The 14,559-nt window shown below is 35.1% G+C and carries 15 protein-coding genes and 1 rRNA gene; 11 read left to right on the plus strand and 5 right to left on the minus strand.

Annotated features, from left to right (window positions below):
• Nucleotides 1–53: 53 nt before the first annotated feature.
• Nucleotides 54–644 carry a peptide deformylase gene (def, locus tag BLP81_RS07915; RefSeq protein WP_093367909.1) on the minus strand — a complete coding sequence of 197 codons (591 nt, stop codon included), beginning with the start codon at nt 642–644 and terminating at the stop codon, nt 54–56.
• A 108-nt stretch (nt 645–752) separates the two neighbouring features.
• A complete protein-coding gene (gene ruvX, locus BLP81_RS07920) occupies nt 753–1,160 on the minus strand; it encodes a Holliday junction resolvase RuvX (protein ID WP_093367910.1) in 408 nt (135 codons plus the stop codon).
• Between the two features lie 84 nt (nt 1,161–1,244).
• Between ruvX and BLP81_RS07925 the strand changes: the two genes are divergently transcribed.
• Entirely contained in the window at nt 1,245–2,060 is an 816-nt protein-coding gene (locus BLP81_RS07925; RefSeq protein WP_093367911.1) for a 2,3,4,5-tetrahydropyridine-2,6-dicarboxylate N-succinyltransferase, read from the plus strand.
• A 61-nt stretch (nt 2,061–2,121) separates the two neighbouring features.
• Entirely contained in the window at nt 2,122–3,288 is a 1,167-nt protein-coding gene (locus tag BLP81_RS07930; RefSeq protein ID WP_093367912.1) for a glycosyltransferase family 9 protein, read from the plus strand.
• On the opposite strand, the gene BLP81_RS07935 is transcribed toward BLP81_RS07930, so the two are convergent.
• Nucleotides 3,272–4,087 (minus strand): glycosyltransferase family 2 protein, encoded by an 816-nt coding sequence (locus tag BLP81_RS07935; RefSeq protein WP_093367913.1) that lies wholly within the window; start codon nt 4,085–4,087, stop codon nt 3,272–3,274. The two genes, BLP81_RS07930 and BLP81_RS07935, sit on opposite strands and share 17 nt — an antisense overlap.
• Nucleotides 4,088–4,215: 128 nt before the next feature.
• Between BLP81_RS07935 and BLP81_RS07940 the strand changes: the two genes are divergently transcribed.
• Entirely contained in the window at nt 4,216–4,968 is a 753-nt protein-coding gene (locus BLP81_RS07940; protein WP_093367914.1) for a glycosyltransferase family 2 protein, read from the plus strand.
• Here BLP81_RS07940 and BLP81_RS07945 read toward each other — a convergent pair.
• Entirely contained in the window at nt 4,957–5,712 is a 756-nt protein-coding gene (locus BLP81_RS07945; RefSeq protein ID WP_093367915.1) for a lipopolysaccharide kinase InaA family protein, read from the minus strand. The two genes, BLP81_RS07940 and BLP81_RS07945, sit on opposite strands and share 12 nt — an antisense overlap.
• A gap of 121 nt (nt 5,713–5,833) precedes the next feature.
• Between BLP81_RS07945 and BLP81_RS07950 the strand changes: the two genes are divergently transcribed.
• The 8 genes from BLP81_RS07950 to BLP81_RS07985 all read left to right on the plus strand — a co-directional run bounded on the left by BLP81_RS07950 (nt 5,834) and on the right by BLP81_RS07985 (nt 14,088).
• On the plus strand, nt 5,834–6,583 hold the full coding sequence (locus BLP81_RS07950; protein ID WP_093367916.1) for a DUF5672 family protein: 750 nt from the start codon (nt 5,834–5,836) through the stop codon (nt 6,581–6,583).
• 62 nt (nt 6,584–6,645) lie between these two features.
• Entirely contained in the window at nt 6,646–7,287 is a 642-nt protein-coding gene (locus BLP81_RS07955) for a class I SAM-dependent methyltransferase (protein WP_093367917.1), read from the plus strand.
• Nucleotides 7,288–7,306: 19 nt separating this feature from the next.
• A complete protein-coding gene (locus tag BLP81_RS07960; protein WP_093367918.1) occupies nt 7,307–7,876 on the plus strand; it encodes an L-threonylcarbamoyladenylate synthase in 570 nt (189 codons plus the stop codon).
• Nucleotide 7,877: 1 nt separating this feature from the next.
• Entirely contained in the window at nt 7,878–9,305 is a 1,428-nt protein-coding gene (locus BLP81_RS07965) for a CCA tRNA nucleotidyltransferase (protein ID WP_093367919.1), read from the plus strand.
• Between the two features lie 93 nt (nt 9,306–9,398).
• On the plus strand, nt 9,399–10,430 hold the full coding sequence (locus BLP81_RS07970) for a COX15/CtaA family protein (RefSeq protein WP_093367920.1): 1,032 nt from the start codon (nt 9,399–9,401) through the stop codon (nt 10,428–10,430).
• Nucleotides 10,427–10,948: an IS1096 element passenger TnpR family protein gene (locus BLP81_RS07975; RefSeq protein WP_093367921.1), complete on the plus strand. Its 522-nt coding sequence runs from the start codon at nt 10,427–10,429 to the stop codon at nt 10,946–10,948. Before BLP81_RS07970 ends, BLP81_RS07975 begins: the two co-directional genes overlap by 4 nt.
• A 42-nt stretch (nt 10,949–10,990) precedes the next feature.
• Nucleotides 10,991–12,049, plus strand: coding sequence for a nucleoid-associated protein (locus tag BLP81_RS07980; RefSeq protein WP_093367922.1), 1,059 nt, complete (start codon nt 10,991–10,993; stop codon nt 12,047–12,049).
• 14 nt (nt 12,050–12,063) lie between these two features.
• Nucleotides 12,064–14,088: a M3 family metallopeptidase gene (locus BLP81_RS07985; RefSeq protein WP_093367923.1), complete on the plus strand. Its 2,025-nt coding sequence runs from the start codon at nt 12,064–12,066 to the stop codon at nt 14,086–14,088.
• Between the two features lie 374 nt (nt 14,089–14,462).
• Here the strand turns inward: BLP81_RS07985 and rrf are convergent.
• Nucleotides 14,463–14,559, minus strand: a 5S ribosomal RNA gene (gene rrf, locus BLP81_RS07990); the annotation flags it as partial.

Genomic DNA, 14,559 nt, shown 5'->3' on the forward strand with positions numbered 1-14,559 from the left:
TGTTTATTTTTTTGGCTGGCAAATATGCGAATTGTTTATTTTCTGGAATAGGTTTAGCGGCTTTTTTTAGCTAAGGGGTATTTCATTTTATATCCAACATCTATTTTACCTTTAGATATATTATTCAATTTACTTTTTATCAACCTTTTCTTAAGACTAGAAATTCTATCTGTAAATAAAATGCCTTCGATATGATCATATTCATGCTGGACAACTCTGGCTGGCAGTCCCGATAATACTTCTGTTTGTGCTTCGAAGTTTTCGTCTAAATAATCAATTTTTATGACAGGTTTTCTGAAAATATCTTCATGTATGTCTGGTATACTCAAACAGCCTTCATTAAAATCCCATTCGATACCGGTTTCCTCTGTAATTTTAGGATTGATAAACACGCGCCTGAATGACTCCAATTCCTTTCTTTCCTTATCGCTGAGGGAATCATCTTCTGCAAAAGGTTTGGCATCCACTATAAAAAGGCGAATGGATAATCCAATCTGAGGAGCTGCGAGTCCAACTCCACTGGCATTATACATGGTTTCAAACATATTATCGATGAGTTCATCTAGCTTGGGATAATCCTTAGAAATCTCTACAGCTTTCTTTTTCAACACAGGAGAACCGTAAGCTACAATAGGTAATGTCATTATCTCAATTTTAGTGAGAGGGTAAAAACCCTTTATGGTTTAATTCTGCAAAAATACAGGTTTTATTTATTCTGAATTTGTCATTTGAAAATTTTAAAAGCAATAAGCTTATTTTAAATAACTCTGAAGTAAAATGGTAGCACTTATTTCATCGACCAAGCCTTTATTTTGTCTTTTCTTTTTTTTGAGCCCTGAATCTATCATCGTTTGAAAAGCCATCTTTGAAGTAAAGCGCTCGTCCATTCTAACGATTTTCAGAGCGGGAAACAACTTTTGAACGTCTTCTATAAAAAGCAAAATATTTTTTTCAAGCTGCATAGGTTTCCCATCAGTGAATTTGGGTTCGCCGACAACAAGTGTATCAATAGATTCTGAAGGAATTATAGCTTTTAGTTCTTCCATTAAAGTTCTAGAGTCTACAGTTTTTAGACCGGAAGCGATCATCTTCATTTCATCAGAAATAGCCAATCCCGTTCGCTTTATTCCAAAATCTAAGGCTAAAACTTTAGTTTTCATAAGCATAGTTAAGCAGCAAATATAAGGCATAGCGAACTATAATGAATTTAACCATAAACCTTATCTTCGCAAAAAAAAACAGACATGGACGATTTAAAACAAAAAATACTCAGAGCTTGGGACAACAGAGACTTACTTCAGGAAAAAGAAACCATTGAGGCTATTCGAGCTGTCATTTCCAAACTGGATAGCGGTGAGTTGCGTTGCGCAGAACCAACCAAAGAAGGCTGGCTGGTGAATGAATGGGTGAAAAAAGGTGTTGTTCTTTATTTCCCGATTCAGAAAATGGAAACCTTGGAAGCAGGTATTTTCGAATACCACGATAAAATGCCATTGAAAACAGGATATAAAGAAAAGGGAATACGTGTAGTCCCCAATGCCGTGGCAAGACATGGCGCCTATATTTCGAGCGGGGTTATCATGATGCCTAGTTATGTCAATATCGGAGCTTACGTAGATGAAGGTACCATGGTAGATACGTGGGCAACCGTTGGAAGCTGTGCTCAAATTGGTAAAAATGTTCACTTATCTGGAGGTGTTGGCATTGGCGGCGTTTTAGAACCCTTACAAGCCGCACCTGTTATTATAGAAGACAATGCCTTTTTAGGATCAAGAAGCATTGTAGTTGAAGGTGTACGTGTTGAAAAGGAAGCTGTACTCGGTGCTAATGTCGTATTAACGGCTTCAACAAAAATTATAGATGTGACAGGACCTGAACCCGTGGAAATGAAAGGCGTGGTCCCTTCTAGATCTGTAGTGATTCCCGGAAGTTATACCAAAAAATTTCCCGCTGGAGAATACAATGTCCCCTGTGCTTTAATTATTGGAAAACGAAAAGAAAGCACCAATAAGAAAACATCGCTTAATGATGCACTAAGAACATATGATGTAGCGGTGTAAAAAGCCTCTCCCTCCCGATAGCAATCAGGGGATCCCCCAAGGGGAGGGACTTAATAACATTATGGAAAAGAAAAAGATAAAAGTTAACTCAAAAAAAGCCACTCCTCGGGAGGGTCCCGATATCTATCGGGAGGGGAGGAATAAGCCCTCTTTTGGAGGGGCTATAGAGGAATTTAAAATATTGGTTATCCAGCAAAAAATGATCGGAGACGTTCTTGTCTCCAGTCTTATTTGTGAAAACTTAAAGCTGAATTATCCAGAGGCAGAAATTCATTACCTAGTCAACAGGTTTACACTTCCAGTCATTGAAAATAATCCTTACATAGATGAAGTTATCATCTTTGAAGACGTTTATAGATCTAATAAGTTAGAGTTTTACAAATTCCTCAAACAAATCAGAAAGGCAAAATATGATGTAGTTATCGATGCTTACGGTAAACTTGAAAGTAATTTAATAAGTGTTTTTTCTGGCGCTAAAACCAAAATCGGTTGGAATAAACCTATAAGCAATTTCATTTGTACATCAACTGTAAATATTTCAGACTATCCGGAATTTGGTTTAGGATCTGCAATAGAAAACCGTTTGAATCTCGTAAAAGCTTTTAATCATTCTAAGCTATATAGCAATCAACCTAAGATTCATCTTACGGCTCATGAGCTTAATAATGCAAAAGAAAGAATTCGAGCTATCCAGACAAAAGAAAGCCAGCCTGTTGTGATGATTAGTGCTTTAGGAAGTAACGAGACTAAAACTTACCCCTTAACCTTTATGGCTGAAGTTTTAGATTTTATAACTCTTCACAGCAAGGCTTTATTAATTTTGAATTTTATGCCCGCACAAATCAAGTCCATCGAAAAGCTTTTTTTACTTTGTGAGGAAAGAACCAGGCAAAAAATTTTACTTGATTTTGAAATTGGAGGGTTAAGAGAATTTATGTCTATTGCAAAATTTTGCAAGGCTATAATTGGCAATGAAGGTGGGGCTACTAATATGGGGAAAGCTTTGGATATCCCAACGTTTTCAATATTTTCTCCTCGAATTAAAAAAGAAGGATGGAATGGATTCGAAAACACAACGTTAAAGCATGTATCCGTTCATTTAAAAGACTTTAATGCAAAGCATTTCGAAAATCAAACTTCAAAAAAAGCAAATGAAATATATGAAGAATTCACTCCTGACCTTTTTTTTGACTCTCTGAAGGTGTTTTTAGCTAAACATGTAAATTGAGGCCGTATAAAGTTTTCACTTTTTTTTCTTTCCGAGTTATTTCTCTTATTTTATTGTTGATTTGCCAAGCTTCATCATTAACATAACCTCTCTCATGTTCCAAATGAGCACAAATGGCAAAATAACGCACCCTTTTAGGTTTAATCCCATAATTGATTAGCCGTTCTCCAAACTCTCTGTCTTCTCCACCATATTTCATTCGCTCATCAAAACCATTCACAATGAGAATATCTTTTTTCCATGCAGAAGCATTACCGCCGTTCCAACTTGGTTTCGTTGTTGTAATGAAATTCATAAGCTTAGCAATAGCTTTACTCTTGCTGAGTTTTATGTTCTTAAAATTTGTTTTAAGGCCATGTCTTTTTAGCCATGATAAATCAAAACATTCCTGATTTAAAATATTGTTTTTTGAAATAAGTGAAGATAATTGCAAAGAAAGAGGAAAATGTCCGCCAGATAAAAAACGATTAAAAGACCTGTGAGACAGATGTGCTTCCACAAAATCCATCCTGGGAATACAGTCGCCGTCTGTGAATATACAATAATCTGTTGTTGTTGCTAATATAGCTTTATTAAGTATTCGTGTTTTCTGAAAACCTTCATCCTTATGCCATACGTGAGTGATTGAGAGCTGAGTTTTTCCGGAAATGGCCTCTACCATTTTTTTTGTCTCATGTGTAGAGCCGTCATCTGCTATAATAATTTCAAAATCTGAGACGGTCTGCACACTATAACCCCATAAGACTTTTTCTAACCATTCCGGAGAGTTATAAGTACTTATAATAACAGATGCTCTCATATTTTTAAGTTCTACTACAAAACTAATTTATTTTAAAACTTCTCAAATCAATTATCAATTTATTATCTATAAACTACAACAATATTTTACATTTGCAGACTCAATATTCCCAATCAACCAAATCTATTATGCCCAAAATCTCGGCACTGATTATTACACTTAATGAAGCAAAAAATATTGGCTTTGTTATTGAAAATTTGAGTTTTGCCGATGAAATCATCGTTGTAGATTCTTTTTCTGAGGATGAAACTGTTTTAATTGCAAATTCATATCCCAATGTCAAGGTCTTTCAACATCCTTTCGAGGATTTTACCAAGCAAAGAAATTTTGCTTTAAGCAAGGCAAACTATGAATGGATTCTTTTTTTAGATGCCGATGAAAGGGTTACCACACCCCTAAGGGAAGAAATAGTATCAACCATAAATCAAGAGAATACTGAAGACGCATACTATTTCTATAGAAAATTCATGTTTAAAAATGAACCTCTGCATTTCAGCGGTTGGCAGACTGACAAAAATATTCGGCTTTTCAAGAAAAAGAAATCAAAATATACTGAAGATCGACTAGTGCATGAAGTTCTAAAAGTGGAAGGTAGTGTTTCCTCCCTAAAAAATAAACTGATACATTACTCTTATCATAGCTTTAAGTCTTACAAGCAAAAAATGGTAAACTATGCACACCTGAAAGCCAAAGAATTACATAATAAAGGAGTAAAACCGAATGCTTTTCATTATGTCATTAAACCTCTTTATAAATTTCTGCATGCTTACATTCTAAGAATGGGGATTTTGGATGGAAGAAAAGGCTTTATTATTTGCTATCTTAATGCCCTGAGTGTTTATAAGCGTTATCCTATACTGAAAGAAATTTCAAAAAAGTGATTTTATTTTTTTTTTCCGCTTTTGCTTTTGATGAAATTTTCGTTGAAATTCTGACGTAAACTCCCACATCAGCTTAAAGACTTCGGCTTTTGGCTTATCTATAAGTTTTGCATATTCATCACTCATAACTTCTACCATATCTTTTTTTGGTGTAAGTCTTCTGAAATTAAACATGCGTTCCTGAAAATTCAACTCTTTAAATTTCATCCTATTAAGATCTACAAGAGAAAATTTGATTTTGTCTTCTCCTAAAAAAATAAGCGTATTTCCCGGAGAATGATCTTGGAATTCCACTCCTTTCTCATGAAGTTGAAAGGTGAAACGTGTAAAAGCTCTTAAAATATGTTCATGATTTGGAATTCCAGGCTGATGTACTAACTCTCTGTATGTGAGATCTGGCGTCAAGTGTTCACTGATATAAAATGACTTTCCAAAACCAATTCCCTTTTTGAATTCAAAATAAGCGATTGGATTTGGTGTTGCAACTCCTTTTTCCTTTAAGATAGTGGCATACTCAAAGGAGCGCCTGGCTTTGGATTTCCTGAAATATTGATAAGCAATTTGATTGATAAAATGAGGCTCCTTAAAGGATTTTATGTTCAAAGTTAAACCTTCAAAATCAACAGTTTTAATAACATTTCTATCGCTATTTCCAAATACAGTTCCTATAGAATCAAAAGTATTTATAAGGTCTAATATTGAACTGAGATGATTTTCAAAGTTTTTTGAAACTTTATAAGACATAGTATAGATTAAATAATAAGAATTACAATTATGAGTTATTTATTGGATTTAGTTTTTTAATATAAAAATCTTTTTAGTTGATTACATTTGTAAAACAGTAGTTAATTTCTAATTTTTTAAATTGAAACAAAATCCAGAAAGCAAATATGTAATTATAGTTCCAGTTTACAAAGATAAACTGACTCACAACGAAAAATTAGTCTTTGAAAACTTATTTGAACTTTACAATAAAAATCAAATAAGCATTATTTGCCCAAAACATCTTCATTTGCCTGTTCAATTACAAAGTCTTAATACCGAAAGATTTGATGATTATTTTTTTTCAAGCATTTCTGGATATAACAGGTTACTGCTTAGCTTTGAATTTTATAAAAGATTTGAAGCCCATAGGTTTATTTTGATTCATCAATTAGATGCTTATCTTTTTAGTGATAATTTGGCATTTTGGTGTGATCAAAATTATGATTACATCGGGGCACCTTGGTTGAGGGACGAAAGCTTTTTGGCTAAACTTTTCAGATCGAAAAAGGTAAAGGATAGAGAAGCAATCTTCAATAAAGTTGGTAATGGAGGCTTATCATTGAGAAAAGTGAATTCATTTTTAAATTTTATTCAAGATCATAAAAGTCTTATCGACTTAAACAGTCACCATAAATTATATGGGATTGAGGATGTATTTTGGTCTTTAGTAGCTCCAAAATATGCCTCGTTTAAAATTCCTGATGTAAAAACTGCTGCAGGATTTTCATTGGATAGAAAGCCGAAATTGGGCCTGAAGCTAAATAATTTCAAATTACCATTTGGATGCCATGGATTTGAAAAAAAGAAGACTAAGCATTTTTGGAAAAATTATATAAAAGGACTTGAGTAACAGAATTACAGGAGCTAAAGACAGCTTTTTAAATTACAAAATGATTAATAACAAGCATATTTATGGATTATCTGAATAAAAAAGGCAAATACTACTTCAACAAAAGACCTGAAATGTTAGAGTTTTGTCCTGAAGATGCAAAAACGATATTGGACGTGGGCTGTGGACAAGGAGCTTTTGCCAAACAGATAAAAGATAAATATCATACTGAAACCTGGGGGATAGAATATATGCGATCCCATGGTGAAAAAGCCGAGAAAATTTTAGATAAAGTATTCATTGGAGAATGTGAAAAATTCATTGATGATTTACCAAACGACTATTTTGATGTTATTTATTTTAATGATGTATTGGAGCATTTGATAGACCCATACATGGTCTTAAATAAAATGAAAAATAAACTGACAAAAAAAGGACGGATAATAAGTTCGATCCCTAACATAAGATACCACAGCGCCTTAAAATCGCTAGTTCTTAAAAAGGATTGGAAATATGAAGAAAGCGGAGTGATGGATCATACACATTTGAGGTTTTTCACCAAAAAAAGCATTAAAAGAATGTATGAAGATTTAGGTTTCAAAATCATTACACATAAAGGAATTAATAAAACAGGTTCACTAAAACCCTATCTTTATAATCTTTTTTTATTTTTTTCTGCTTTCGACATTTTCTTTGTTCAATATGCCACAGTAGTCAAAAAGTAATTCAAATAAAGACAAAACTATGAAGGATCAAAAAGAAACCATACAAGACTGCATACAGACCCTTAAAAGGGGCGGACTAATCCTCTACCCTACTGACACGGTTTGGGGAATTGGCTGCGATGCTACAAACGCAGAAGCTATCGACAAAATTTATGAGTTAAAACAAAGAGCTAATGACAAGTCCTTAATTTGTTTGGTTTCGGACTTTAAAATGCTCAATCAATATGTGGAAGAAATCCCGGAAGTAGCTTATGATATTTTAAAATATGCAGATAAACCTACAACGATAATTTATCAGAATCCAATCAGAATTTCAACCAATCTTATCGCAGAGGATGACACCTTGGGTATAAGAGTCGTCAATGATATTTTTGCTAAAGAGCTTGTAAAGAAATATAAAAAGCCCATTGTTTCCACTTCTGCCAACATCAGTGGACAAAAAACACCCGCCAATTTCTATGAAATTTCAGAAGAGATTTTAAAAGGCGTAGACTATGTCGTAAATTTGCACCAATCCAATAAAAACAAAAAACCTTCCACAATCATTAAATTAGATCTTGATGGTAAGGTTGAAGTGATTCGCAAATAAAATGTCTGATAATTATTACCAAGAAGCCTTACAACATAAAATATTTACTGTTCTCTCTGAAGCCGCAGACGAACTCAACTTAGAGGCTTACGTCATAGGTGGCTTTGTAAGGGATTTCTTTTTAAAACGCGGTGATGCCAAAGATATTGACGTTGTCGCCGTTGGCAGCGGTATTGAACTGGCTGAAAAAGTTTCAGAAAAGTTACCTGGTAAACCAGCGGTTAAGGTTTTTAAAACTTACGGTACAGCTATGCTGAATATTTTTGGGCTTGAAGTTGAATTTGTGGGTGCAAGAAAAGAATCTTATTCTGAAGACAGTAGAAACCCTGAGGTGGAACAAGGAAATCTCAAAGATGATCAAAATCGCAGGGACTTCACCATCAATGCACTTGCGCTTCAACTGAACAAGGCTCATTTCGGCAAACTTTTAGACCCTTTTGACGGTTTGAAAGATTTGAAATCACAATTGATTAAAACACCTTTAAATCCGGAAATTACATTTTCTGATGATCCTCTGAGGATGCTGAGAGCCATTAGGTTTTCATCTCAATTGAATTTTGTGATTGAGCCGAAATCCGTTCAGGCTATTCAGGATCATGCTTCAAGGATCGATATTGTTAGCAAGGAACGTATAGTTTCCGAATTAAACAAAATTCTGGCGTCTGAAAAGCCTTCCATAGGCTTTAAATTACTTCACGATACTACACTGCTGAAGCGAATACTTCCTGAGCTCACCAATCTGGAAGGCATAGATGAAATTGACGGACAAAAACATAAAGACAACTTCTGGCATACCCTGGAAGTAGTAGACAATATTTCCAAAGAAACCGATAATTTATGGCTGCGCTGGGCCGCCTTACTGCATGACATAGGGAAAGCCCCCACAAAACGGTTTCATAAAAAAATTGGATGGACTTTTCATGGACATGAATTTAAAGGGTCCAAAATGGTGTATCAAATTTTTAAAAGATTAAAAATGCCACTGAATGATAAAATGAAATTCGTTCAAAAGCTTGTTTTGCTAAGTTCAAGACCAATAGCCATTGTGGATGAAGACGTAACTGATTCTGCTGTAAGACGATTGGTTCACGATACTGGCGAACATCTGGAAGACTTAATGACACTTTGTGAAGCAGATATCACCACTAAAAATCCTAGACGCTACAAAAAATATCACAACAATTTCAAACTCGTAAGAGACAGAATTAAGGAGGTTGAAGAGCGTGATAAAGTAAGGAATTTTCAGCCTCCGGTCTCAGGAACTGAAATCATGGAAACCTTCAATATCCAGCCTTGTCAGGCCGTTGGAGAAATTAAGGCGAAAATTAAAGAGGCTATACTAGATGGTGTTATCCCCAATGAATATGATGCCGCTTATGAATTTATGCTCAAAGTAGGAGAATCTTACGGCTTTAAACCACAGACTTAATATTTCTCAAAAACATCCCAAAATACCCTTCTAAAATTGATAATAAGGGTTCCAACTAAAGCATATAAATTATCTTTGGTAAAAATATAAATCGTGTTTAGAAAATCTATAAAAGCATCCCTAATTATCATTTACCTCGTTATCATCGCAGGAGCTGTGGTAAGGATGACTGGAAGCGGTATGGGGTGTCCTGACTGGCCGAAATGCTTTGGTTACTATATCCCGCCTACAGAAGAAAGTCAGTTGAAATGGGAAGAGAATCATGATTATTTTAAAGGACAAGTCATTATTGTGGAGGAATCACTTAAAGTGGCCAAAAAACCTTTTACGTCATCAGAAACTTTTAAGCAATCGCATTGGAATACCTATGAAAAACATGATTATGCTGAGTTCAATGCCGCTCATACATGGATAGAATACATCAACAGACTTCTGGGGGCGCTTTCTGGTATTGCCATACTGATCATGACCATAAGTTCGTTTGGTCAATGGAAGAAAAATAAAAAACTAACCTTATTTTCTGTATTATGTCTGGTCTTGCTTTTATTCCAAGCTTGGTTGGGCGCGACAGTTGTTTACTCTGTTTTATCCCCTGTCAGAATTACCATACATATGCTTGTGGCCCTTTTACTGGTAGCCCTGCTTATTTATATCCTCAAGTTATCTTCGAACAATGACTCTTCATTGAAAACCACATTTACATTTAGAAACTTACTTGTGTTTGCCGTTATTCTTAGCTTAATTCAGGTGGCTATGGGGACTCAAGTCAGGCAGTTTGTGGATGAACAGATAGATATGGTAGGTTATTCTAATAAAAGCCAATGGCTGGAAAATCCTACGTTGGTTTTTTATGCGCATCGCTCATTTTCTATTTTAGTGCTTCTGCTGAATGCTGGGATCTGGTGGCTGAATAAATCCAGAAATTTGGGCTTTAAATTAACGAACTGGATGATGTTATTAGTTGCTTTTGAAATTCTGAGCGGAATCGCCATGTATTATTTAGATTTCCCGTTTCTTTCTCAACCTTTACATTTAGTCTTTGCGGCTTTGTTATTTGGAGTTCAATTTTATATTTTAATGCAAAGTTTTGAAGCGAAATTAATTTCAAAAAAACAAAATTTATGATTTATAAATATAGAGTCGTTTTAGACACCTTGGACGATGTCATAAGAGATATCGAAATAAGAGATGATTCCACTTTGGAAGACCTTCACAATTCTATTGCTCAGGCTTTTGGATTTGATGGAACCGAAATGGCTTCATTTTATAAAAGTGATGAGGAATGGAATCAGGGAGAAGAATATTTGCTCTTCAACATGGGTGATGAGGATGATAGAGTCAATATGATGAATGAAACCACACTGGACAGCGTTTTTTCCAGAGATCAAACCAAAATGATATATGTCTACGATTTCTTTAGCATGTGGACATTTTATGTAGAATTAGCTGATATTGCTGAACCAGAAGAAGGGCAAGACTACCCTAATCTCATGTTTGCTCAGGGCCAGCTACCCGAGTCTCCGCCTGAAAAGAAATTCGAGGCTGAAAAATTGGATGATTTTGATGATGATAAGGACGATGATGACGATGACATCACATTTGAAAACTTAGATGATTTCGATTTTGATGAAAACTGGAATTAATCAAATTCTACTAACATTAACAGATAAACACATACTTTTTATATGATCAACTTATTCAGTGCTCAAATTGAGAGCATGTCCATTCACCGTGTAGGTAACAAAAGCCGAAATGAATCCCTATTTATTTCTGAAGAACCTCATGAGTTGTCTGATGAACTGAAACCTCTTATCAAAGAGTATTTCCTTAAATCATTTAGAGACAAAGAGGAAAACTACTACCATTTCGTCCATGACAATGATCTGGAGTTTCACCAGCTCTTCAGCCTCACTACAGATATTTTTAACAACCCGTCTGAAAGTCATTCCATCTCCAAAAAGATAACGAGACTGCTTTTTGAAGAGTCAAAGCACCAACACATAAAAGGTGGAGAAGTCTATGTGGTTTATTTTGAAAATATGCTTTTAGACAACGAAAAAGTCTCTGCAGTAGGAATTTTTAAATCCGAATTGAAACATGATTTTCTTCAGTTTGAAGAAAAGCAAAACAACCTGGACCTTATTCTTCAACAAGGTGTTTATTTGAATAAATTAGATAAAGGCGCCTTGATTTTCAATACTGAAAAAGAAAACGGTTACAAAATACTTTCAGTAGATTCCAATAAATACGATACCAAATATTGGCTAGAACAATTCCTTCAAGTTGACTTTTTTGAAGATGAGAATTTTTATACCAAAAAGTATTTGAAATTCTGTGAGAATTTCGCCAAAGACGTCGTCCTCCCTGCTGAAGATAAGCAGCAAGAAGTGCTTTTCATGAATAAAGCCATGAATCATTTCGCCTCCAATGACAACTTCAACGAACAAAATTTCCTGAAAGATGTCCTCGAGAATCCAGCTCTGGAACCTGAATTTCAAAACTATAAAACGGAAAAAGCGCCGAAATATAAAGTCGAAGACCTTTCGGATTTTCCGATATCAAATACTGCAGTGACGGCAGCGCGAAAAAAAATAAAAAGCGTAATTAACCTGGACACCAATGTCCAAATTAAAATGGATTTTGTAAAAGGGGACAGCGCCGAAAAATTCATTGAAAAAGGCTGGGATGAAGATCGTCAGATGTTTTATTATCTCGTTTATTTCAACAAGGAAGAAAAAAGCTAAATCAAAATTAATTTATGTCAGATATCAATCCATTATTACAAAAATTTGATCACCCTCCTTTTTCAAAGATAAAAACAGAACACTTCAAACCTGCCTTTCAAAAAAGTTTGAAAGCAGCAAGAAAAGAGATTGAATCAATAGTCTCAAATTCTGATTCTCCTTCCTATAAGAATACTATCGAAGCACTGGAATTTTCAGGAAACCTATTAGGAAGAATCAGTAGTATATTCTTTAATTTAAATTCTGCTGAAACCAATCCTGAAATTCAAAAATTAGCTCAGGAAATATCACCTCTTTTGAGTGAATTTAATAATGACTTGCTCCTAAATACCGATTTATTCAAAAAAATCAAATATGTTTTTGACAACAGGACTTCTCATCATTATTCTGAAGAACAATTGACACTTCTTGAAAAAATCTATAAAAATTTTACAAGAAACGGAGCTAACTTGGACAAGGAAAAACAAGCCAGATTAAGAGAAATAGACAAATTACTATCACTTGCTTCTTTAAAATTTGGCGAAAATGTTTTAGCCGAGACCAATAACTTTGAGTTACATATTTCTGATGAAAGCGAGTTAGAGGGCATTCCTAATTCTGTAAAAGATTCTGCCAGAGAACTGGCAAAAGAAAAAGCTAAGGAAGGTTATATTTTGACTTTAGACTATCCCACTTACATCCCGGTAATGAAGTTTGGTGAAAATAGAGACTTAAGAAAACAAATGTTTTTAGGCTTTGGTTCCAAGGCTTTCAAAAACAATGAATTCAATAATGAAAAACAAGTTTTAGATATCGTAGAATTGAGATTGGAAAGAGCCCAACTATTGGGATTCGATTCTCACGCTGATTTTGTTCTTCAGGAAAGAATGGCGAAAAGCATAGACAATGTGGAATCTTTTCTGGATGATATTCTGGAAAAAGCGCTTCCGGCAGCAGAGAAAGAAATACAGGAACTAAAGAGTTTTGCCTTAGAAAAAGATGGCCTCAAAAAGTTTCAAAAATGGGATAAAGCTTATTATACTGAAAAGCTTAAGCAGAAAACCTTTGATTTAGACGAAGAGACGCTTAAGCCGTATTTTGAACTGAATCAGGTGATCAAGGGTATGTTTGAAATCACCGCGAACCTTTTCAAGTTAAGATTTGAGAAAGATGAGAGCTTAGAGGTGTACCATAAAGACGTGGTGACCTACAAAGTCTTTGAAAATAACAAGTATTTAGCCACATTATATGCTGATTTTCATCCAAGACCCGGCAAGAGAGATGGCGCCTGGATGACTACATATAAAGATCAATACAAACACGATGGTGTAGAAGAAAGACCACAAGTCTCAATTGTTTGTAATTTTTCAAAACCAACAAAAAAACAGCCTTCACTTTTAACTTTTAATGAAGTTACCACCCTTTTTCATGAATTTGGACATGCATTACACGCTATGAATGCCAATACGACCTATCCATCGCTTTCTGGTGCTTCAGTCTACTGGGACTTTGTAGAACTCCCTAGTCAGCTCATGGAAAATTGGTGTTATGAAAAAGAAGCTTTGGAGCTATTTGCAAAACACTACGAAACAAATGAAGTTTTACCTTTAGATTATATTGAAAAAATCAAGCGCTCTTCAAATTTTATGGAAGGTATACAGACCACTAGACAGGTAAGCTTCGGAAAGCTTGATATGGCATGGCACGCCCTGAAAAGCACCAAAGGCATCACTGATGTAAAAGCGCATGAGAACATAGCCTTTGCCTCTACAGAGTTATTGCCTGAGCTTGATACTATCTGTATGAGCACAGCATTTGGGCACATCTTCCAGGGCGGTTATAGTTCTGGGTATTACTCTTATAAATGGGCAGAAGTACTAGATGCGGATGCTTTCGAACTGTTTAAAAAGGAAGGAATTTTCAATGAATCTGTAGCTATGAATTACAAAGAAAATATACTTCAAAAAGGGGGAACCATCGAACCGATGAAGCTCTATAAAAAATTCAGAGGCAGGAAACCAGACCCAGAAGCATTGCTCAAGAGAGCTGGTCTGATCTAAGTTTAAGTTCTTTATAGAAGACAAAAAAGAAAAATCTGCATAATTGAGTTTATGCAGATTTTTTTGTGGTGATGAATTTAAAAAGATTAAAAATAAATAACCCTTAATTACAGATGTAATTAAGTGTTTATGTTTAGTATAAAGAAGGCGGCGACCTATTCAATGACTGCCTGTGAATACAAGTGTAAGGCTGTATGAACAGCTGCAGGAACCTGCCAGTCCGGACAAGGCTGGTTAATCCCGAAATGCAGTGCTTCGGGGCTCTTCCACGCTGATGATTATTTATATTGGAGGTCATGCCAGCTCATTAACTAAGCGAAGGGCATTTTTTTAAACAAGAAAACCCCGACTAAAAAGTCAGGGTTTTTCTATAAAGAAGGCGGCGACCTACTCTTCCACGGTATGTAGTACCATCGGCGCTAACGGGCTTAACTGCTCTGTTCGGAATGGGAAGAGGTGAGCCCCGTTGCT

It is taken from the genome of Psychroflexus sediminis (assembly GCF_900099815.1).
Lineage (GTDB): Bacteria > Bacteroidota > Bacteroidia > Flavobacteriales > Flavobacteriaceae > Psychroflexus > Psychroflexus sediminis.